22 protein-coding genes are annotated in these 21,016 nt (G+C 63.8%); 9 read left to right on the top strand and 13 right to left on the bottom strand.

Features of this window, described 5'->3' with window-relative positions; translation table 11 throughout:
* Position 1 precedes the first annotated feature (1 nt).
* The 11 genes from QPK31_RS06650 to mpl all read right to left on the bottom strand — a co-directional run bounded on the left by QPK31_RS06650 (position 2) and on the right by mpl (position 10,610).
* Positions 2-1,294: a sorbosone dehydrogenase family protein gene (locus tag QPK31_RS06650; RefSeq protein WP_290422154.1), complete on the bottom strand. Its 1,293-nt coding sequence runs from the start codon at positions 1,292-1,294 to the stop codon at positions 2-4.
* Positions 1,291-1,716 (bottom strand): DUF2231 domain-containing protein, encoded by a 426-nt coding sequence (locus tag QPK31_RS06645; protein WP_290422153.1) that lies wholly within the window; start codon positions 1,714-1,716, stop codon positions 1,291-1,293. Before QPK31_RS06645 ends, QPK31_RS06650 begins: the two co-directional genes overlap by 4 nt.
* A gap of 127 nt (positions 1,717-1,843) precedes the next feature.
* Positions 1,844-2,818: a magnesium/cobalt transporter CorA gene (corA, locus tag QPK31_RS06640; RefSeq protein WP_290422152.1), complete on the bottom strand. Its 975-nt coding sequence runs from the start codon at positions 2,816-2,818 to the stop codon at positions 1,844-1,846.
* Between the two features lie 122 nt (positions 2,819-2,940).
* Positions 2,941-3,648, bottom strand: coding sequence for a monofunctional biosynthetic peptidoglycan transglycosylase (gene mtgA / locus QPK31_RS06635; protein WP_290422151.1), 708 nt, complete (start codon positions 3,646-3,648; stop codon positions 2,941-2,943).
* Positions 3,649-3,668: 20 nt separating this feature from the next.
* A complete protein-coding gene (aroE, locus tag QPK31_RS06630) occupies positions 3,669-4,493 on the bottom strand; it encodes a shikimate dehydrogenase (RefSeq protein WP_290422150.1) in 825 nt (274 codons plus the stop codon).
* The gene (locus tag QPK31_RS06625; RefSeq protein ID WP_290422283.1) at positions 4,490-5,341 is read right to left on the bottom strand and encodes a TonB family protein; all 852 of its coding nucleotides are present in this window, start codon (positions 5,339-5,341) and stop codon (positions 4,490-4,492) included. The genes aroE and QPK31_RS06625 overlap by 4 nt, the downstream gene beginning before the upstream one ends.
* Positions 5,342-5,719: 378 nt before the next feature.
* Positions 5,720-5,989 (bottom strand): hypothetical protein, encoded by a 270-nt coding sequence (locus QPK31_RS06620; RefSeq protein ID WP_290422149.1) that lies wholly within the window; start codon positions 5,987-5,989, stop codon positions 5,720-5,722.
* A 25-nt stretch (positions 5,990-6,014) separates the two neighbouring features.
* Positions 6,015-8,066, bottom strand: coding sequence for a ribonuclease catalytic domain-containing protein (locus tag QPK31_RS06615; RefSeq protein ID WP_290422148.1), 2,052 nt, complete (start codon positions 8,064-8,066; stop codon positions 6,015-6,017).
* Positions 8,063-8,647, bottom strand: a complete 585-nt coding sequence (locus QPK31_RS06610; RefSeq protein ID WP_290422147.1) for a chorismate lyase — start codon at positions 8,645-8,647, stop codon at positions 8,063-8,065. The genes QPK31_RS06615 and QPK31_RS06610 overlap by 4 nt, the downstream gene beginning before the upstream one ends.
* The gene (locus QPK31_RS06605) at positions 8,647-9,243 is read right to left on the bottom strand and encodes a YqiA/YcfP family alpha/beta fold hydrolase (protein WP_290422146.1); all 597 of its coding nucleotides are present in this window, start codon (positions 9,241-9,243) and stop codon (positions 8,647-8,649) included. Before QPK31_RS06605 ends, QPK31_RS06610 begins: the two co-directional genes overlap by 1 nt.
* Positions 9,240-10,610 carry a UDP-N-acetylmuramate:L-alanyl-gamma-D-glutamyl-meso-diaminopimelate ligase gene (gene mpl, locus QPK31_RS06600; protein WP_290422145.1) on the bottom strand — a complete coding sequence of 457 codons (1,371 nt, stop codon included), beginning with the start codon at positions 10,608-10,610 and terminating at the stop codon, positions 9,240-9,242. The genes QPK31_RS06605 and mpl overlap by 4 nt, the downstream gene beginning before the upstream one ends.
* 76 nt (positions 10,611-10,686) lie before the next feature.
* Here mpl and QPK31_RS06595 point away from each other — a divergent pair, with 76 nt between their 5' ends.
* The 8 genes from QPK31_RS06595 to QPK31_RS06560 all read left to right on the top strand — a co-directional run bounded on the left by QPK31_RS06595 (position 10,687) and on the right by QPK31_RS06560 (position 17,943).
* Entirely contained in the window at positions 10,687-11,319 is a 633-nt protein-coding gene (locus tag QPK31_RS06595) for a hypothetical protein (protein WP_290422282.1), read from the top strand.
* On the top strand, positions 11,316-11,876 hold the full coding sequence (locus QPK31_RS06590; protein ID WP_290422144.1) for a TlpA disulfide reductase family protein: 561 nt from the start codon (positions 11,316-11,318) through the stop codon (positions 11,874-11,876). The genes QPK31_RS06595 and QPK31_RS06590 overlap by 4 nt, the downstream gene beginning before the upstream one ends.
* Positions 11,877-12,030: 154 nt before the next feature.
* Positions 12,031-12,462: a type II 3-dehydroquinate dehydratase gene (aroQ, locus tag QPK31_RS06585; protein ID WP_290422143.1), complete on the top strand. Its 432-nt coding sequence runs from the start codon at positions 12,031-12,033 to the stop codon at positions 12,460-12,462.
* Between the two features lie 97 nt (positions 12,463-12,559).
* On the top strand, positions 12,560-13,027 hold the full coding sequence (gene accB, locus QPK31_RS06580; RefSeq protein ID WP_290422142.1) for an acetyl-CoA carboxylase biotin carboxyl carrier protein: 468 nt from the start codon (positions 12,560-12,562) through the stop codon (positions 13,025-13,027).
* Between the two features lie 90 nt (positions 13,028-13,117).
* On the top strand, positions 13,118-14,506 hold the full coding sequence (accC, locus tag QPK31_RS06575; protein ID WP_290422141.1) for an acetyl-CoA carboxylase biotin carboxylase subunit: 1,389 nt from the start codon (positions 13,118-13,120) through the stop codon (positions 14,504-14,506).
* Complete coding sequence (gene prmA / locus QPK31_RS06570) at positions 14,503-15,456, top strand: 50S ribosomal protein L11 methyltransferase (RefSeq protein ID WP_290422140.1); 954 nt, start codon at positions 14,503-14,505, stop codon at positions 15,454-15,456. Before accC ends, prmA begins: the two co-directional genes overlap by 4 nt.
* Before the next feature lie 12 nt (positions 15,457-15,468).
* Positions 15,469-16,995, top strand: a complete 1,527-nt coding sequence (locus QPK31_RS06565) for a zinc-ribbon and DUF3426 domain-containing protein (RefSeq protein ID WP_290422139.1) — start codon at positions 15,469-15,471, stop codon at positions 16,993-16,995.
* A 6-nt stretch (positions 16,996-17,001) separates the two neighbouring features.
* Entirely contained in the window at positions 17,002-17,943 is a 942-nt protein-coding gene (locus QPK31_RS06560; RefSeq protein ID WP_290422138.1) for a carbohydrate kinase family protein, read from the top strand.
* A gap of 241 nt (positions 17,944-18,184) precedes the next feature.
* Here the strand turns inward: QPK31_RS06560 and QPK31_RS06555 are convergent, their stop codons facing one another.
* Positions 18,185-18,721, bottom strand: a complete 537-nt coding sequence (locus QPK31_RS06555; protein ID WP_290422137.1) for a YggT family protein — start codon at positions 18,719-18,721, stop codon at positions 18,185-18,187.
* 83 nt (positions 18,722-18,804) lie between these two features.
* The gene (locus tag QPK31_RS06550; protein ID WP_290422136.1) at positions 18,805-19,404 is read right to left on the bottom strand and encodes a histone; all 600 of its coding nucleotides are present in this window, start codon (positions 19,402-19,404) and stop codon (positions 18,805-18,807) included.
* Between QPK31_RS06550 and QPK31_RS06545 the strand changes: the two genes are divergently transcribed.
* On the top strand, positions 19,385-20,575 hold the full coding sequence (locus QPK31_RS06545; RefSeq protein WP_290422135.1) for a hypothetical protein: 1,191 nt from the start codon (positions 19,385-19,387) through the stop codon (positions 20,573-20,575). The two genes, QPK31_RS06550 and QPK31_RS06545, sit on opposite strands and share 20 nt — an antisense overlap.
* The last annotated feature ends 441 nt before the right edge of the window (positions 20,576-21,016 follow it).

The following is a 21,016-nucleotide window of genomic DNA, read 5'->3' as shown; positions in this document are numbered from 1 at the left end:
CTTAGCGGTTGCGGGTCACGCGCCACACGGTGTTGGCCAGGTCGTCGGCCACGATCAGCGCCCCGCGCGGATCGACAGTCACGCCGACCGGACGGCCGCGCGTCTTGCCTTCTTCGGTGCGGAAGCCGGTGACGAAGTCGATCGGCTGGCCGGAAGGACGCCCGTTGGCAAACGGCACGAAGATCACCTTGTAGCCGACCGGCGCATCGCGGTTCCAGCTGCCATGCTCGCCAACAAAGGCGCCGTTCGCAAACTTGTCGCCCATCGCCGCCTGCGAGAACGACAGCCCCAGCGCGGCCACGTGCGAACCCAGGCTGTAGTCCGGCTTGATGGCGGCGGCCACCTTTTTCGGATCGCCCGGCATCACGCGCGGGTCGACGTTCTGGCCCCAGTAGCTGTACGGCCAGCCATAGAAGCCGCCTTCGCGCACCGAGGTCAGGTAGTCGGGCACCAGGTCCGGCCCCAGCTCGTCGCGCTCGTTCACGACGGAAAACAATTGCCCGGTTTCCGGATGCATCGCCAGCGCCGTCGGATTGCGGATACCGGTGGCGTACGGCTTGTGGGCGCCGGTAGCGGCGTCGATCTGCCAGACCTCGGCCCGGTTCAGTTCGGCTTCCATGCCGCGCTCGGTGATGTTGCTGTTCGAGCCGATGCCGACGTACAGGAAGCGCCCGTCCGCGCTGACGGCCAGCGACTTGGTCCAGTGGTGGTTGATCTGCGACGGCAGCTTGGCCACGCTGGCCGGCGCGCCGGCGGCTTTCGTCTGGCCTTCCTGGTAGTCGAAGCTGACCAGCTCGTCCTGGTTGGCCACGTACAGCTTGTTGTTGGCGAACGCCAGGCCGTAAGGCGCGTTCAGGTTCTCGGCAAAGACCGTCTTCAGCTCGTATTTGCCGTCGCCGTCGGCGTCGCGCAGCAAGGTCAGGCGGTTGCCGCTTTTCACCTTGGTATTGCCCTTGGCCTTGATGTAGCCGGCAATCACGTCCTTCGGCTTGAGCTTGGCCGCGCTGCCGCCACGGCCTTCGGCCACGATGATGTCGCCGTTCGGCAGCACCAGGGTCTGGCGCGGGATCTGCAGGTCGGTGGCAATTGCCGTGACGCTATAGCCTTCGGGTACAGTCGGTTTCTGGTCGCCCCAGGGCGTCGGCTCGGCGATCTTCATGCTCGGCAGCAAACCGCGTTGCTGTTCCGGCAGCTTGGGATCGGGTCCGCGCGCCTGGGTGTCGGCGCCCTTCTCTCCGCATGCGCCCAGCAGCAGCGCGATGCTCATGAATGCCAGTGCGTTCGAGCGCTTCATTGCACACCTCCCACGCGTGGCGCCAGGCCGACCCAGGCCGCCAGGCAAGACAGCAGGAAGACGATCACCGACAGCACCAGGCCGGCAGGCATGACCGCCCAGGCATCCTTGGCGTGCTGGAAGCAATTCACCAAGCCCAGGACAAAGGTGGCCAGCAGCAACAGGAAGTACAGGGTTTGCCCGCCCTTCTGCCTGGCGCGAACCAGGTTGATCAGCGCAGCCAGCAGCGCCAGGCCGCAGAACAGCTCGGCGCCGGCCAGCAGCCAGGAAGCGAAATTGCTCCACTGGATTTGATACGAAGAATGGTAGGCGAGATCGCTCAGCAATGCGCCCAGGAACAGGGGAACGGTCCCCGCGAGCAGGATGGTATGAAGCCGGCCGGGCGCACTGCGGTAGCCCGGGCTGATCGTGGCAGACGACATCGGATTGTCCTTGATGGTGATTTTGACAATTCAATGATATGCGCTGCACAAAACGCCTGGCGCATGGTTGAGCCATGACGGCTCGACCATGCGCCGAGGACGGTGTCAGGCGAGGTTCAGGCGAAGTTCAGGCCAATTTCAGCCAGCCGCGGCGGCGGAAGTACCACAGCGGCGCAATCGCACTCGCCACCATCAGGCCCAGCGCGAACGGATAACCATAGGTCCAGTCCAGCTCCGGGAACCACTTATGGAAGTTCATGCCGTAGATACTGGCGATCAGGGTCGGCGGCAGGAAAGCCACCGAGGCCACCGAGAAGATCTTGATGATCTTGTTCTGGTTAATGTTAATGAAGCCGACGGTGGCATCCATCAGGAAGTTCACCTTGTCGAACAAAAAGGAGGTGTGGCCATCCAGCGATTCGATGTCGCGCAAGATCTGGCGTGCATCGTCGAATTGCTCGGCATTCAGCAATCGTCCGCGCATCAGGAAACTCACCGCGCGGCGCGTGTCCATCATGTTGCGGCGAATCCGGCCATTCAAGTCTTCCTCGTGCGCGATGGCATTCAGCGCGGCGGCCGCGTCCTGGTCGGTGAATTCCTTTTGCAGCACGCGCTGGCTGACTTCTTCCAGGCTTTCGTAGATGCCTTCCAGCGCATCGGCCGAGTACTCGGCGTCGGTCGCATACAAGTCGAGCAGCACGTCCATGTAATCGCCGATCGAACCCGGGCGCGAACGCGCGCGCATGCGCACCAGGCGGAATACCGGCAAATCGTCGGAGTGCATCGAGAACAGCATCTTGCCCGACAGGATAAAGGCGACGGTGACCACGCGCGAGGGGCCGTCTTCTTCTTCGAGCAGGAAATCGGTGCGCAGGTGCAGGTCGCCGTTTTCGGCTTCGTAATAGCGGGCCGAGGCCTCGATGTCCGAGACTTCGTCTTCGCCCGGCAGCGAGACGCCGTAGATGGCCTTGACCCAGGCGCGCTCGTCGTCGTCGGGATCGGTGAGATCGACCCAGACAGGCGTGGCATTCTCCAGGTCCGCGCGCGACGCGATCGGGACCTGGTTCAGACGGCCATTTTGTAGGACAAATACGTTGATCATGCGCGCTTTCTCGGCCGGAATCAAAACTGACGCAAGTGTACTCGTTCACCCCGTGCGCGGCCACCCCGAAACAACGGTTTTGCCCCGTCTTCGGCGTTTTTTCGACGAATTAAATTCTAGATTCAGGGCAACTCTGCCGCACCCATCCGGCGCTGGATCAGGCTGGTCCTTTTGACCAGGTAATTGGTGCTGCGGTGCCGATCGTAATAACGGGGATTCGGCAGCATCACGGCCAGGCGCGCGGCCTGGGCCGGGGCCAGATTCGCCGCCGGGGTGCGGAAGTAATAGCGCGCCGCCGCTTCCGCACCGAACACGCCGCGGCCGAATTCGACCACGTTCAAATACACTTCCAGAATGCGGCGCTTGCTCATGACGGACTCCAGCATGAAGGCGATGATCATTTCCTGGCCCTTGCGCAGATAGCTGCGCGAACCGGACAGGAACAGGTTTTTCGCCAATTGCTGGGTAATCGTGGAGCCGCCGCCCACCACCTTGTGCTTGCGGTTATTCCGGTTATAGGCCCGCTCCAGCGCATCGAAATCCACGCCCGGGTGATCGGCGAAATTCGCGTCTTCCGAAGCAACGACCGCGCGCTTCAGGTTATTCGAAATGCGGTCGTAGGGCACCCATTGGTGCTTCAGCTCGGCATTCGGATTCTTTTCGCGCAGTTCGGATAACTGCTGGCGCATGAAACTGGTCGAGCTGGGATTGAACCAGACGAACCAGCACACTTGCACGAAGAAATACAACTGCAGCAGGATGAAGGCCAGGATCGGGCCGAGGAAAATCCATTTGATCCAGCGGCGTTTCGTCGACGCGCCGAATGCCATGCCTTTTTTCGCCATCGTTTTTATTTTGTTCTCAGTGTGGTCAACAATTCGCGGGTATCCGGGCGCACGCCGCGCCAGACCAGGAAGGCTTCAGCAGCCTGCTCGACCAGCATGCCGAAGCCGTCGCGCGTGGCGGCGCCCTGCCCGGCGGCAAACACCATGAACGGCGTCGGTGCGTCGCCGTACATCATGTCCAGCGCCAGGGTGGTCTCCGTAAAGGCGGAGCTTGGTACCGGCGGCAGTTCCTGCGTCAGGCTGGCCGAGGTGGCGTTCACCACGATATCGAAGCTGCCTGCGATGTCCTCGAAGTTGCAGGCCGTGACCCGGGTCACCTGGTCCTGGAAATCGGCCACCAGGGTGTCGGCGGTCTTGCGGGTGCGGTTGGCCACCACGATCGCGCTCGGCCCCTGTTGCAGGAAAGGCAGCATCACGCCGCGCGCCGCGCCGCCTGCGCCCAGCAGCAGGATGCGCTTGCCGGCCAGCGCCACGCCGGCGTTCTGCACGATGTCGGCCACCAGGCCGGGGCCGTCGGTGTTGTCGCCGACAATTTCTCCGTCGACGAAGCGCAGGGTATTCACGGCGCCGGCGGCGCGCGCCCGTTCTTCGAGGCGCGTAGCGATGGCGGCCGCTTCCAGCTTGAAGGGCACGGTGACGTTCGCCCCCTTGTAGCCCTTGGCGATCAGGTCGCGCACCACGTCGGCAAAGCCGTCGAGCGGCGCCAGGCGGCGGCCGTAGTCGATGTGCTGGCCGGTCTGGCGCGCAAAGGCGGCGTGGATGTCCGGCGATTTGCTGTGTGCGACGGGATTGCCGATCACGCAGTAGTGGTCTGGGTGGGTGTCTGTCATGACTGCTCCTGCAGTTCGGCCTTCATTTTTTCCTCGCGCGTGAAGGTAAAGCGGGTGATCACGATCCACAAGTCATCCTTGCCGACCGAACGCATGTTTTGCGGGAAGCTGCCGAAGGGCGCGGCGCGCCGCACGATCTCGAGCGCCGCCTTGTCCAGCGCCGGGTTGCCGGAACTGCGCTCGACGCGCGGACCGCCCTCTTTCTGGTACAGGGTGCCGTCCTGGTAGACGGGGATCGACACCACCAGTTCGCCATACAGCTTGCGGCCGTTTTGCTGGGGGAAATTCAGGGTGCCGGTTTCTTCCACGCGCTTTTGCAGCGCCTTGTAGTACAGCGCATAGCCGACCTGGCGCGTGCTCGGCGAGATATGGGTGCGTTTCGGACGGCGGTTCTGGTCGTCGATGGTTTGCGTGATCTCGGCCGTCATGCGCGCGATCTGGCGCGTGGTGTCGATTTCGTCCTGGCCGGTGCGGGTGGGGTCGGGCTTGTCCTTGTCGCGCACCGGAGGGGCGTTGAAATCCGAATTCTTGACGCGCGTGAGCACGTTTTGCTGCAACTGCTCGAGTTCGGCGATGCGGCGCTGCAGGGCCTTGATGCTGTCGCCGTTGTCGATGCGGCGCAGGTCGGGCAGCGGCGACTTGGCGCGGCCGTTGTCGGCGCTGCCGCCGCCTTCCAGGTTGGCCTGGGCCAGGGCATCGGCCTTGGCCGGGGCAGTCGCGTGCTTGGCGTTGACGAGGATGACTTCCAGGCCGGGGTCGGCCGGCTGCATGCGGAACACCTCGGGCGCGGCAAAACGGATCGCCAGCAAGAGCGCATGCGCGGCCACCGAGGCGGCCAGGGCAATCATCAAGGGACGGTTTTCTAGGGAGTACTTCACGCGTGCGCGCCGGACGGCTGTTGAATCTGGGAATCCAAGCATTCTACAGCGGCCCGGGGCCGTGCGGGCGGTTGGTGGCCGCGGGGCAACAGTTAGACCGGCTCGAGGCGCAAACCGTACGGTGGGCACGCCGTGCCCACGCGGTTACGGGTGCCTCCTGTTGGCTACGGGCTGCGGCTATCCAACACGTGGCCTGGGCAGCATCGTGGTGCTGAAGCGGGTTTCCTGATGATCGAATGATCTCTTCGCGCGGTCTCGATTCGCTCGGAGCCGCAGCGTGATGACATGGCGCGTGGTAGCGGCCTCATCACAGCGTGGGCACGAGTGCCCACCCTACGGACCCCGCTCTCACGGTTTTTTCGTACACACCTGCTTCAGCGCGGCGCCGTCTTTCTCGGCGAAATACTCGACGCACTGTTCGCCATCGCGGTAAATCGTGCGCATGCCGAACGAGGAGGCGTAATCGGCCTCATTGAAACTCACCGAGCCATCGTGATCGAAATCGATGGCTTCGTAGGTCAAGGGCGAGCGGTACACCATCCAGGCAAACACGGCCCAGTAGGCCAGCACGATCACGGCCGTGACGATCACGATGGTGCGTATCGACCTGCTGCTCATGGTTGGATGGCGTCCCCTTGCAGGATTATTGTGCGCCGGCCGCCGGCGTGGCGTCGTCGGTGCTGACGGCGGCTACCGCGCCTTCGGCTTCGACGACTTCTTCCACGGCAGCTTCCCCGGTATCGGCCACGTCGCCCTCTTCCTCATCGAAGGCCAGCTCTTCGCTCGGGGCGGCCTGGGCCACTTCGAGCAGGCGTGCTTCCAGCGACAAATCGACCTCGTCCCAGCGCACGATGTCGAGTTTCACCTGCGCGCCGCGCGCCACCGGCGGCATGCCCGGCAGGCGGATCACCAGCGGCACATCGTTCAGGCGCAGCACGTCCTCTTTCAATACCACCGCCTCGGTCTGCTTGACCTGCTCCTGGCCCAGCCAGCGCAGGCACCAGTAGCGTTCCATGGTCTGCTGGAAATCGTTGTAGGCCGAATAGGCCGCATCGAAGGCCGAGACGATCGAGAACAGGGTCGCGTCACGCGGCTTGAACGGGGCCACCAGCGGCGCGGTCACACCGTGCTCGGCGCAGGCGATGATCTGCCACTGGTTGACCAGGTCGGTATAGCGGCGTAGCGGCGAGGTGCTCCAGGCATATTGATCGACACCCAGGCCCTGATGCGGCGCAGCGTGCGTGACCATGCGTACCTGCATCTTGGCGGCCCAGCCGGCGCCGCTGCCGGCGCCCTGCGAACGGTAGATGCCCGGCACGCCCGAGTCGTGCAGCAGCTTGCCCCAGGTGCTGTTCGCGAAAATCATCAGCTCGGCCACGATCTTGTCGAGCGGCGCGCCGCGCTTGCGGCGCACGATCGAGACCACGTCGTCTTCGACATAGAAATTGAAGTCGACGCGGTTCGCCTGCTCCGGCTTCAGGCCGAAGGCTTCGCGCTTGGCCATGCGGCCCGCTTCCAGTTTCAGCGCCCACTTCCACAGCAGCGCCAGCTCCGCCTTGTGCGGATACTCGCCGGCGCCGCTTTCCAGCGTTTCTTCGTTGACCAGCGCATCCAGGTCATTGTGGCGCAGGTTGTTCTTGATCGGCACCAGTTCGGCGCGGGTAACGGTCGAGACCGTCGACCAGTCCGCCGGGTCCAGGGTCGCGTACAGCGACAGCGCCGGGCAGGTCGTGCCCTCGGCCAGGGTGAAGGCATTCACCACCTCGTCCGGCAGCATGGTGATCTTGTCGCCCGGCATATACACGGTGGACATGCGGCTACGCGCGATCTTGTCGATCTCGTCGTCCGGCTTGATCGCCAGGCCAGGCGCGGCGATGTGGATGCCGACGCGCACCTTGCCGTCTTCCAGGTGCTCGACCGAGAAGGCATCGTCGATCTCGGTGGTGGTCACGTCGTCGATCGAGAAGGCGGCGACGTTCGCCGTCGGCAGGTTCGCCGGCGCGCTCGGCACCGGCACGGCCGGGAAACCTGCGCCGCGCGGGAAGTTTTCGAACAGGAAGCGGCCCATGTGCAGCTCTTTCGGCGAAGCGATGCCGCCGGCCTTGAGCATCAGGCGCGGGGCCGAAGTCTGCAGTTCGCTGGCGGCCGTTTCCATGGCCTTGTATTCGATGGTATTGCGGTCCGGCTTGAACAGCAGCTGGTGCACCATGGTCTGCATCGCGGCCGGCAGCGTGCCCGCCTTCAATTCCTCGACATAGCCGGCCTGGATGATGGCCTGCTGCTTTTTCTTTTCGATGCCGGCCTGGGCCGCGCGCAGCGATTGCTCGGGCGCCGCCTTGTAGCGGCCGCGGCCCTTTTTATAGAAGTAGATCGGGGCATTGTGCAGGGCCAGCACCAGGCCGGCGGCCTCGGCGGGCAGCGGCGCATGGCCGAAGTACTCGGCGCCGAGCTCGGCAAAGCCGAACTCTTCCTGGCCAGCCACTTCCCACAGGAATTCCAGATCGACGTCGGCGGCGATGCCCTTGGCGGCCTCGAGCAGCGACGCGGGGTCGGGTTTCTCGAACTGGAGCAGCACGTCCTTGGCTTTCACCTTCGACCGTTTGCCGCTCGACAGTTCTACCTGGTATGCCTCACCTGCCTGGGACAGCACCGAGCCGACCTTGAAATCGCCCGATTCTTCAAAAAATACATTCATGTTTCGTTTCGCGTTATAGGTGTTGCGCCCAGATCGAGTACCGCCGGCAAGAATACCTCGGTGACCATCAGCAGGCCTTGATGGCGGCGATAGACACAACGCCGCGCATAAAATTCGTTTCCTGCCACTTCGTTACCGAGCGCGGACTGCATGCGCCGGACCAGCGGGTGGCTCCTGCGCAGACGCGCAAATTCCAGTGGCCCGCGTATTACCCGCGGGTCGTAAAACAGGGTCGTGCCGAGCGAGCGTTCGCCCAGCGCCGAAAACAGCGGCCAGTCGGTGGCGCTGGCCGACATCGGCACCACCGTGTGGCCGAACACCGCCGGCGCGCCATCGCAGCACAGCAGCACTTCGCGTTCCCACACCCGTTCGCGGCGCGGCAGGCCGATCGGGCCCGCCTCTTCCAGCGAACACAGCGCCGCGTGCTGGTGCAGGCGCTTCACGCGGAAGCTGTCGCTGCTGCTCACCAGACGCGCGGTCAGCGAACCCTTCGTCGTTAGCCAGTCGCGCATGTCGTCAGCGGCGCGCACGGCGCCCACATGGCGATGCCATTTCGCCTGGCGCAGCGAATTACCGCGCACTAGTTCCGGCCTGCCTGCGACCAGTCGACATGCGGCTGGCAGAAGGCCAATACCTCGTCCACATACTGCGGGAATTCCGAAATCGCATGGTCGCTACCCTCGATCACGTGCTGGCGCGCGCCGGCGTAGTGCGCCACCATGTCGCGGTAATCCAGCACTTCGTCGCCGGTGGCCGCGATCAGGAAATAACGCTCCGGACGGGTAATCTGCGCCACCTTCAGTTCGGCCAATTCATCGATATACTCGCGCCGGAATTCGAACGGCTCATCCGAATGCCAGTTCGTGGTCACGCCGACGTGGTGCTCCAGGTTCTTCAGCGGATCGACCGACGGGTTCAGCAGCACGGCAGGCACGCCCAGGCGCTCGGCCAGCCAGGTGGCATAGAAGCCGCCCAGCGAGGAGCCGACAATCGCCAGGTCGTCCGGCGCATGACGCTCGGCCAGCAGCAGGGCCAGTTCCATCGCCGCTTTCGGCGAGGCCGGCAGCTGCGGGCAGATCAGGTCGCCAGCGCGGCCGGCGGCCGTCATGCGTTCCTGCACCACGCGCGCCTTGAACGAGCGCGGCGAGGAGCGGAAGCCGTGCAAATAGAGAATCATTTGGCCAGGGCCTCGAGCAGCTTCTGGTGCACGCCGCCAAAGCCGCCATTGCTCATCACCAGGATATGGTCGCCCGGCTGGGCGGCCTGGATGATGGCCTGCACCATGTAGTCGATCTGGTCGAAGCTGTGGGCAATCGTGCCCAGCGGCTTCAGGGCGTCGGCCAGCGACCAGCCCAGCGCCTGCTGGCTGCCGAAGCCGAAGACCAGGTCGGCATCCTTCAGGCTGCCCGGCAATGCGTCCTTCATGGCGCCCAGTTTCATCGTGTTCGAGCGCGGTTCCAGCACGGCCAGGATGCGGCCATTGGTGCCGATGCGCTGGCGCAGGCCGCCGACGGTGGTAGCGATCGCGGTCGGGTGGTGCGCGAAATCATCGTACACAGTGACATTGTTCACCACGCCGCGCACTTCCATGCGGCGCTTGACGCTCTGGAAGCGCGACAGCGAATCCACGGCTTGCGCCACCGGCACGCCGACGTGGCGGGCGGCGGCAATCGCGGCCAGCGCGTTCGAGCGGTTGTGCTTGCCGGTCAATTCCCAGTGGACGGTGCCCTGGTTCTCGCCCTTGAACAGCACGTCGAAGCTGGCGCCGCCCGGGTGCTCGACCATGGCCCAGTCCACGCCGTCCGAGCCGCCGAAGGTTTCCTTGTCGCTCCAGCAGCCGCGCTTGATCACGCGCGCCAGCGAGGCTTCGTCGCCGTTCACGACCAGGCGGCCCACACCGGGCACGGTGCGCACCAGGTGGTGGAACTGGGTTTCGATGGCGCCGATGTCCGGGAAGATGTCGGCATGGTCGAACTCCAGGTTGTTCAGGACGGCGGTTTTCGCGTGGTAGTGCACGAACTTGGAACGCTTGTCGAAGAAGGCGGTGTCGTATTCGTCGGCCTCGATCACGAAGAAGTCCGAGTCGGCTTCGCCCGACAGGCGCGCCGAAATGCCGAAGTTCATCGGCACGCCACCGATCAGGAAGCCCGGCGAGTAGCCCGCGTCTTCCAGGATCCAGGCCAGCATCGACGAGGTCGTGGTCTTGCCGTGGGTGCCGGCCACGGCCAGTACCCATTTATGACGCAAAATATGTTCGCCAATCCACTGCGGGCCAGACATATATGGCAGGCCGCGGTTCAAAATTTCCTCGATCAGCGGATTCCCGCGCGTCATCACATTGCCGACCACGTACAGATCCGGCTCCAGCGACACCTGCTCCGGTCCGTAACCCTGGATCAGTTCGATACCCTGGGCTTCGAGCTGGGTGCTCATCGGTGGATAGACGTTGGCGTCGCAACCGGTAACGCGGTGGCCGGCCTCCTTGGCCAGCACCGCCAGGCCACCCATGAAGGTGCCGCAAATGCCGAGGATATGAATGTGCATGGTCGTGGGTATGAAAGCGAATACAGGATTCTAACCGACGCGATGCCATTTTTCGTTCAAGAGTATGATCGTCCTCATGATGCCAAGCCAGAACAATGACCTATTCCAGCTACGCCTGGAGATCGCTGCCACCGCCGCACGCATGATCGCCCAGGACGGCGCCGATTACGCCACCGCCCGCCGCAAGGCCGCACGCCAGGTGCTGGGCGTGGACCAGCCCGCGCCGAACCTGATGCCCGATAACCTGCAGATCGAGGACGAGGTGCGCAAGTACCAGTCTTTATTTGGCGGCGCCGCCCATGCCGAACGCCTGCTGCATTTGCGCCAGACGGCCTTGCAGGTGATGGATGCGCTGGCCGCGTTCAATCCGTATCTCACCGGCGCGGTGCTGAACGGCACTGCCGGCGAGCACGACGACATCCATTTGCAGTTGTTCGCCGACAGCGCCAAGGAAGTCGAGATCTTCCTGCTGGGCCGCAACGTCAACATCGATATCTCGGAAACGCCCCACTTCAAGGGCGCACGCCACGATCCGGTTGAAACGGTGAGCTTCCTGTGGCATAAGGAGGCGGTGCATGCTGAGCTCTACGATTTTCACGATCTGCGAGGCGCACTCAAGCCGCGTGCCGATGGCCGCCTGCAGCGTGTCGACGCGGCCGGCCTGCGCGCCTTGATGACGACCGACGAATCTCTGGAACAGGACGAATGAATAACAAGAAGGTGGCAGCACTCGCGGCCGTGGCCGTGGTCTTCGGCGCGCTCGGCGCTTTTCTCGGCTATAAAACCCAGCCGCAACCGGCAGCGCCAGTGACAACCGCCATCGCCCCGACCGGCGGCGCGGCCCACACCGCCTCCACTAATCTATATGCGCAGTCGCTGAACGACCTGAACGGCCAGCCGCAATCCCTGGAGAAATGGAAGGGCAAGCCGGTGCTGGTGAACTTCTGGGCTACCTGGTGCGGACCCTGCGTGCAGGAAATGCCGGAGCTGTCGGCGCTGGCGAACGAAGAAAACGGCAAACGGTATAACGTGATCGGCATCGGCATCGATTCGCCCTCGGCCATGAGCGAGTTCGCCGCCAAGCACAAGATCCAGTATCCGCTGTACGTGGGCGGCATGGGCGGCACGGAACTCTCGCGCGGCTTCGGCAATACGAATGGCGGCCTGCCCTTCACCGTCCTCATCGGCGCCGACGGACAGGTCAAGAAGACTTACCTGGGCAAGCTCAAGTTCGACGAGCTGAAGGCGGACCTGGCGGCACTGTAAGGCAGGCTGCGGGACGGTACGGCAGGGCTCGCGAACGGTCGTTCTTTTCCGAACGCCGCCCAAGTCACCCTTATCCGCATAGAATTTTATTGCTTGCCAATACCCCTTGTTGACGGCAAAATGCGTCACTTTCGAGCATAGACTCTACAAAAACATGGCGAAAAAGCTACTGCTGCTTAACGGTCCCAACCTGAATCTGTTAGGGACCCGCGAGCCTGCGGTGTACGGCGCGGCAACGCTGGCCGACATCGAAAGCGCTGCAACGGCCCAGGCCAAGGCAGCGGGCGGATCGCTTTCCTGCTTTCAAAGCAACCACGAAGGTGCGCTGATCGACCGCATCCACGCTGCCCGTACCGAGGGCATGGACGCGATCGTCATCAATCCTGGCGGGCTCACCCATACGAGTGTGGCATTGCGCGATGCGCTGTCCGCCGTGGCGATCCCGTTTATTGAGGTACATATCTCAAACATTTACCAGCGTGAAGAATTCCGTCACCACTCGTACCTGTCGGCGATCGCCCGCGGAACGATCAGCGGTCTGGGCGTGGACGGATATCGGTTTGCCATCGACTTTGCGCTTAAATAGCGTTAATCTACGCCAACTTCATGCATCATGCGCGGATGCGCCCTCTTTTTGGCGCTTCGCTTACTCTTAAAACACAAATAATTCCAAGGGGTTCTACATGGATCTTCGTAAACTCAAGACTTTGATCGACCTCGTCGCCGAATCGGACATCGCTGAACTCGAAGTGACCGAAGGCGAAAGCAAGGTCCGCATCGTCAAGTCGTCCGCAATGCCCCAAGGCCAGATGGTCATGATGCCGCCAGCGGGCGTGCAGCAGTTCTCGGCGCCGGCTGCCCCTGCCGCAGCGCCTGCCCCGGCTGCCCCGGCAGCACCGGCCGTTGCCGCGGAAACCGGCCACGTGGTCAAGTCGCCGATGGTCGGCACCTTCTACCGTTCGTCGGCGCCAGGCGCACCGGCTTTCGTCGAAGTGGGCGCCAACATCAAGGAAGGCGATACCCTCTGCATCATCGAAGCAATGAAGCTCCTGAACGAAATCGACGCCGACGTGTCGGGCGTGGTGACCAAGATCCTGGTGGAAAATGGCCAGCCGGTCGAATTCGGCCAGCCGCTGTTCGTGATCGGCTAAGCAGCTCGCCGGCCGTGACTTCCCCGCGGCCACTTGATCCGAACCCAGCCGGCGCCCGACGCCGGCTTCTCTCCTACACCGAAGCTAACCATGTTTGAAAAAATCCTCATCGCCAACCGTGGTGAAATCGCGCTGCGTATCCAGCGCGCTTGCCGCGAAATGGGCATCAAGACGGTGGTCGTTCACTCCGAGGCGGACAAGGACGCCAAGTACGTGAAGCTGGCCGACGAGTCCGTCTGCATCGGTCCGGCGCAATCGTCGCTGAGCTACCTGAACATGCCGGCCATCATCAGCGCTGCCGAAGTGACCGACGCCGAAGCGATCCACCCGGGCTACGGCTTCCTGTCGGAAAACGCCGACTTCGCCGAGCGCGTGGAGAAATCGGGCTTCGTCTTCATCGGCCCGCGTTCCGATTCGATCCGCCTGATGGGCGACAAGGTCTCGGCCAAGCAGGCCATGATCCGCGCCGGCGTGCCTTGCGTGCCAGGCTCGGACGGCGCCCTGTCGGATGACCCGAAAGAAATCATCCAGACCGCGCGCAAGATCGGCTACCCGGTCATCATCAAGGCGGCCGGCGGCGGCGGCGGGCGCGGCATGCGCGTCGTCCACACCGAAGCGGCCCTGCTGAACGCGGTCCAGATGACCAAGACCGAAGCCGGCACCGCCTTCGGCAATCCGGAAGTGTATATGGAGAAGTATCTGGAAAACCCACGTCACGTGGAAATCCAGATCCTGGCCGACGAACACAAGAACGCCGTCTGGCTGGGCGAGCGCGACTGCTCGATGCAGCGCCGCCACCAGAAGGTGATCGAGGAAGCACCGGCGCCGGGCATCCCGCGTAAACTCATCGAAAAGATCGGCGACCGCTGCGCCGAAGCCTGCCGCAAGATCGGCTACCGTGGCGCCGGCACCTTCGAATTTCTGTACGAGAACGGCGAGTTCTACTTCATCGAGATGAACACCCGCGTCCAGGTCGAACACCCGGTCACCGAAATGATCACCGGCATCGACATCGTGCAGGAACAGATCCGCATCGCCTGCGGCGAAAAACTGCGTTTCCGCCAGCGCGACATCATGCTGGCCGGCCACGCGATCGAGTGCCGCATCAATGCCGAAGACCCCTTTAAATTTACGCCGTCGCCCGGCCGCATCACCGGCTGGCACCCGCCGGGCGGTCCTGGCATCCGTGTCGATTCGCACTCGTACGCCGGTTACTATGTGCCACCTCATTACGACTCGATGATCGGCAAGGTAATTTCCTACGGTGCTACCCGGGAGCAAGCCATCCGCCGCATGCAGATCGCGCTCTCCGAAATGGTGGTCGAGGGTATCCTCACCAACATCCAGCTGCACCGCGAACTGATGGTCGATGCGCGCTTCATCGAAGGCGGCACCAACATCCATTACCTGGAGCAGAAGCTGGCAAACCGCCCCGACACCAAGGTTGTCGTGGCCCCGGAAAACAAGGCTGACGCATGAGCTGGACTGAAGTCGTCATCGAAATCGCACGCGACCACGCCGAGGCCCTGTCCGACGCGCTGATGGAAGCGGGCGCCTTGTCGGTGTCCGTCGAAGACGCCGACGAGGGTACGGAGCAGGAAAAGCCGCTGTTCGGCGAACCGGGCATGGAACCGACCGAAGCGGCCTGGGACCACAGCCGCGTGGTCGCCCTGACCGACATCGATGCGGATCAAGCCGCCATCGTCGCCGAAGCCGCCGCCGCGATCAAGCTGGCCACCGTGCCGGCCTTCACCACGCGCGACGTGGCGGACGCCGACTGGGTGCGCCTGACCCAATCGCAGTTCGAGCCTATCCACATCGGCAAGAACATCTGGGTCGTGCCGAGCTGGCACGAGGCGCCGAACCCGGACGCCCTGATCCTGGAACTCGATCCGGGCCTGGCCTTCGGCACCGGCAGCCATCCGACCACCCGCCTGTGCATGGAGTGGCTGGAAGCGCACCCGGCGCCGGGCAAGTCGGTGCTGGACTACGGCTGCGGCTCGGGCATCCTGGCGATGGTCGCCAAGAAGCTGGACGCGGGCGACGTTGCCGGCGTCGACATCGATCCGCAAGCGATCGAATCGGCCCGCGCCAACGCCGAGCGCAATGGTTGCGAAATCGACTTCTACGTGCCGGATGCATTCGCTGCCTCGCCGAACGAGCGCCATGCGAGCGGCAAGTTCGACATCGTGGTCGCCAACATCCTGTCGAGCCCATTGAAGCTGATGGCGCCGATGCTGTCCGGCCGCGTGGCGCCGGGCGGTTCGCTGATCCTGTCGGGCGTGCTGGCGCGCCAGGCCGAGGAAGTGGCCGCCGCCTACGCACCTTTCATCAAGCTGGGCGTCTGGGCCGAGCAGGACGGCTGGGTTGCCTTGCACGGCACGCTCGGCCAGGAGTCGGCTCCGCCCGCGCGTTCCGCCTCTGCCTAAGGAGAGCCAGGCATGGCGCTCGCCACACAATGCCCCCATTGCGGCACGATGTTCCGGGTCGCCTCGGACCAGCTCAAGCTACGTGGGGGCATCGTGCGCTGCGGCGCCTGCCAGGAAATCTTCGACGGCAGCGCGTCGCTGGTCGATCTCGATGCCTTGCCGGTGCGTGCGCCGGCGCAGGCTGCCGCACCTGCCGCACCTGCCGCACCTGAAGCGCCTGCGCTGACGGAAACGCCTGCGGTCGTCGACGTTCCCGCAGTGCCTGAAATAATCGAAATAACTGAAGCAACCGAGGCGCCTGAAGCGCCGGCTGACGTTGCTGCCACGCCCGATCTCCCGGTCGACGCTGATACACCTGCGGCTGTTGCACCGGAACCTGCACCTGCACCTGCACCTGCACCTGCACCTGAGCCTGAGCCTGAGCCTGAGCCTGAACCGGTCGAGGGGCCTGCGGCTGCTGCCACGCCGGTAGGGGAGGCCGAGGCTGCGCCGAACTTCGACGACCAGCCGGTCTACACGCTCGACTTCGACCATACCTTCGACCCCTTCGGCATCCTGCCCAAGGTTGCCTCGCCGGACGAGGAGCCGCTGCCCGACGCCATGCCTGGAGAAGCCGAGCCCCAGGTGAATACAGCCGGCGACACCGCCCAGGAGCTCACCCCGCCCGCGTTTGCCCCGGCCACCGAGATCGCCTACCCGCCATCCGGCCGCATCGAACCCAGCTTCGACCTGCCCGTGGACGAGGAAATCGTCGCCACCGCCCTGCCCGATCACGATCATGAGCAAGAACAAGAGCGCGAACCGGCAGCGAAGGCCGTGCATGCAGCGGACGCGCCGGCCATCCTGCCGATGCGCGAAGCGGCCGGCGCCATCATCCACGCCACCACACCGGCGCCTAGCGCCCCGCCGGTGGCCCGCACGCCTTCGGCAAAACGCGCCGACAAGGCCGCGGCACGGCGCTCGCGCCTGACCCCGACCAGGATCGACGCGCCGCCGAAGATCCGCGTGCCCGAGAGCGACGAACCCGAGTTCGTGAAACGCAGCCGCCAGCAGGAACAAAGCGGCCGCACGCGCAAGATCGCCATGCTGGCCGGCTCGATCGTGCTCTTGCTGATCCTGCTCGCCCAGGGCGCCTTTACCTTCCGCAGCGCCCTGGCCGCCCGCTTCCCGGGCGCGAAACCGGCGCTGGTGTCGGGCTGCGCGCTGTTCGGCTGCCGCGTCGATCTGCCGGCGCAGGTCGACAACCTCGTCATCGACACCGGCGAACTGACCACCCTCGGCGGCGGCGCCTATGCGTTCACCACCCAGCTGCGCAACCAGGGCGCCGTGCCGCAAGCCTGGCCCAGCCTCGAGCTGTCGCTGACCGACGCCAACGACAAACCGCTGGTGCGCCGCGTCTTCGCACCGCGCGACTATCTCGTGGCAACCACGCCAACCGCGAACGGCCTGGCGCCGCGCGTCGAACAAGCGATCACGCTCCACTTCCGCGTGGACGACCTTCAACCTTCCGGCTACCACATCGCCGTCTTTTATCCCTGAGCGAACATGACCCACCCTACCCTGATCTGCGGATCGCTGGCATTCGACAAGATCATGCAGTACCACGGCCGCTTCGGCGACACGCTGCTGGCCGACCAGCTGCACCGCGTGAACGTGTCGTTCCTGGTGCCGACCCTGCGCACCGAATACGGCGGCTGCTCGGCGAACATCGCCTACAACCTGAACATGCTGGGCGGCGATCCGCTGATCATGGCCACCATCGGCCAGGACGGCGCCGACTACCTCGAGCGCCTGCGTAACTTCGGCATCAAGACGCGCGCCATCAAGACCATCGGCGACGCCTACACGGCCCAGTGCTTCGTCACGGCCGATCAGGACAACAACCAGATCAACGCCTTCCACCCGGGCGCCATGCAGTTCTCGCACGAGAACAACGTGGCCGACTGCGGCCCGCTGCGCGTGGCGATCATCGCCCCGGACGGCCGTGACGGCATGCTCAAGCACGCGCGCGACTGCGCCGCCCAGGGCATCCCCTTCATGTTCGACCCGGGCCAGCAGCTGCCGATGTTCAGCGGCGAAGAGCTGCTCACCTTCATCGACCAGGCCACCTACCTGGCGGCCAACGACTACGAATTCGAGATGATCGTCGACCGCACCGGCCTGACGCTGGAACAGATCGCATCGCGCCTGGACGCCCTGGTCATCACCCGCGGCGAAAAGGGTTCGGAAATCTACGCCGGCGGCGAGCGCTACGACATCCCGGTGGTCCCGGCCGCCAGCATCGTCGACCCGACCGGCTGCGGCGACGCCTACCGTGCCGGCCTCCTGTACGGCATCGCGCAAGGCTACGACTGGAAAACCACCGGCCGCCTCGCCAGCCTGCTCGGCTCCATCAAGATCGGCCACCAGGGCGGCCAAAACCACAGCTTCACCCCGACCGAGATCGCCGACAAATTCGAAGCCGCCTTCGGCTACCGCTTCAAGTAATCTAGCACGGGCCGCATTACGCGGCCCGTGCTACGGCCTGCGGCTCGGCTCGGCCTCTGGCTTATGATATGGCCTGCGGCTCAACCCGTACGGTGGGCACTCCGTGCCCACGCGGTTACGTGCCCCAACGATAACCACGTCCGCCGAGGTATCGCTCGCACCACGAAGCCAGGCCACGAACACCTCACGCAAAAAAATGGGCAGCTCCACGCTGCCCATTTTCACATCCAGACAAGTCCCTTCAATACGCTCCGCCCGGCAAAAGCATCCTGATCACATACAACGCAATCTGCAGCAGCAGCACCGCCACCAGCACCGACAAATCCAGCCCGCCAATCGGCGGCACCACGCGCCGGATCGGCCGCAGCAGCGGATCGTTCAGCGCATGCACGAACGGCGCCAGCGGCGCATGCGGATTCACCCAGCTGAAGATCGCCTCGATGATCAGGAGCGCGATGAATCCGTAGATGATCCATTTCAGGAAGCGCACCAGCGCCAGCAGGAACACCTGCTCGGCCGTGGCGCCGATGATGAACAGCACCGATGTCGCCAGCAGCACCACGATAAAGGCGCCGATCAGGCTTGCCCAATCGTAGCCGCCCGCCCCCGGCACCACACGGCGCAGCGGTTTGACCAGCCAGTCGCTCAGCGTGAACGTGAACTGCGCCACGGATGCAGGTGGACGGACCCGGATGGCCTGCATCCAGAACCGCAGGAGCAGGACCGCGCCCAGCACGGTGGCAGCGGTGTCGACGATCAACTGAAGAATGGGCAGCACATGGACTCCTTAAAATAAAAAAAATACCGCTGTGCGAACATATCACACAGCGGTATTTTGCCCCAAGCGGGCGTGGGCTGTCGTTACGGACGGCTGCTGGTCGGGAACGGCCATGCCGCTGCCGGCGCCAGCGTGGTCTTCGCGGCAGGAGCCGGTGCGGCCGGCTTGTTCTCGCCGCTCGCTTCTTTCGAAGCCTGCTTGGCGGCTGGCTGCGCTTCCGACTTGGTATCGGCTGCCTTGGCGGCCGGCTTCTTGGCCGCTGGCTTCTTGGCCGCTGGCTTGGCTTCGGCTTTCGCTTCAGGCTTGGCGTCGGCCTTCACTTCCGGCGTCGCTTCGGCCTTGGCTTCCGGCTTGGCTTCGGCCTTGGCTGCTGGAGCGGCCTTGGCTTCGGTCTTCGCTTCCGGCTTGGTATCGGCGTTCTTGGTGCCGACCGCGCGCTTGACTGCCGGGTTGGCGGCCAGGGTGGCTTCCGACTTTGCCGGGGCGGCAGGCGAGTCTTCGGCTTTCACCGACGACTTGGCTGCCGGCTTGGTTGCTGCGGCTTTGGCCGGTGCTTTGGCTGGTGCTTTGGCGGCGGTCTTGGTTGCGGCGGCTTTCACCGGAGCGGCTTTCGCTGCGGTCTTGGTCGCTGCGGCCTTCACCGGAGCGGATTTCGCTGCGGTCTTGGTCGCTGCAGCCTTCACCGGAGCGGCTTTCGATGCGGTCTTGGTTGCGGCGGCTTTGGCGGACGTCTTGGCAGACGTCCCCTTGGCTGCGGTTTTGGTCGCTGCGGCCTTTGCCGGAGCTTTAGCTGCGGTCTTGGTTGCGGCGGCTTTGGCCGGAGCCTTGGTTGCGGTCTTGGTCGCTGCTGCCTTGGCCGGAGCTTTGGCTGCGGTCTTGGTTGCGGCTGCCTTGGCTGGTGCTTTGGCTGCGGTCTTGGTCGCTGCGGCTTTCACTGGAGCCTTGGTTGCGGTCTTGGCCGACGACTTGGCCGCGGTTTTGGTCGCTGCCTTGGCTGGAGCTTTAGCTGCGGTCTTGGTCGCTGCCTTGGCGGGCGTCTTCGCAGACGCCCCCTTGGTTGCGGTCTTGGCCGACGACTTGGCTGCGGTTTTGGTCACTGCCTTGGCTGGAGCTTTAGCTGCGGTCTTGGCCGACGACTTGGTTGGAGCCTTGGTTGCAGTCTTGGCCGACGACTTGGCTGCGGTCTTGGTCGCTGCCTTGGCTGGAGCTTTGGCTGCAGTCTTGTTTGCTGCCTTGGCTGGAGCTTTGGTCGCGGTCTTGGCCGACGACTTGGCTGCGGTCTTGGTTGCTGCTGCCTTGGCCGGCGCTTTAGCTGCGGTCTTGGTTGCTGCTGCCTTGGCCGGAGCTTTGGTCGCGGTCTTGGCAGCGCTCTTTGCAGGAGCGGCGGTCTTCTTCGCTGCTACTGGCTTGGCTGCCGACTTGGTCGCGGTCTTGGTTGCAGCAGTCTTGGTTGCAGCGGTTTTCTTCGCTGCTGGTTTCGCTGCCGGCTTGGCTGCAGCTTTTGCCGCTGGCTTCGCAGCTGGTTTCGCTGCGGCTTTCTTTGCAGCCGGTTTCGCCGCAGCTTTTGCCGCAGGCTTGGCGGCCGGCTTCGCAGCCGGTTTAGCCGCAGCCTTCGCTGCTGGTTTTGCAGCAGCGGCTTTCTTTGCTGCTGGTTTCTCTGCTGCGGCTGCTTTTGCGGCCGGTTTGGCGGCAGTCTTGCCTGCCGGTTTTACTGCTGGTTTCTTAGCGGCTGTTGCCATTTTTGTTCTCCTTCTCTGCGATGAGAAAATACGCTACAAGGTTGAAATCCGTCCGACCGCCTACTGCATCGGGCGAATTATTCATCGGCACAAACCGGTCGGTTACTGCCAATGAATACGGCACCAGCTGAACTGCTGCAACTCCTCACAATTGCAGCGCTTCAGCCAACGACGTTGAAACACCCACACTTCCAGCACCTTCACATCGCTACCCTCACGGGCGCGAAAAGAAAAAGCCGCCATGCCTGATGTCGATCAGGCAGTGCGGCTTGTTCTTTTCGCTAAGCTTAAGTGCATACTGAACGTATCAGCGTCCCAATATTCGATCGGTTTTGTTTGCCAGTGAGCATGCAAAAAAATCCATGTTCACGTTTTGACAAATTCAATCACGTAAAGTACACGAAAACCTTGTCAGTGCGCAACCCGCGCACGTACATTTCACTCTATTGGACAGCGCCGCAACGCATTGCGCTTCAAACGGCGCCTTATTTCATCGGCAAATCTCGCAAAACAGTTTTCGCCCGACCCGCGCACGATTGAATTGCGCAAACGCAGA

Source organism: Massilia sp. YIM B02769 (assembly GCF_030411995.1).
Lineage (GTDB): Bacteria > Pseudomonadota > Gammaproteobacteria > Burkholderiales > Burkholderiaceae_D > Telluria.
Note: the sequence above shows the minus strand (reverse complement) of the source record. Positions and strands in the feature narration are given on the sequence as shown.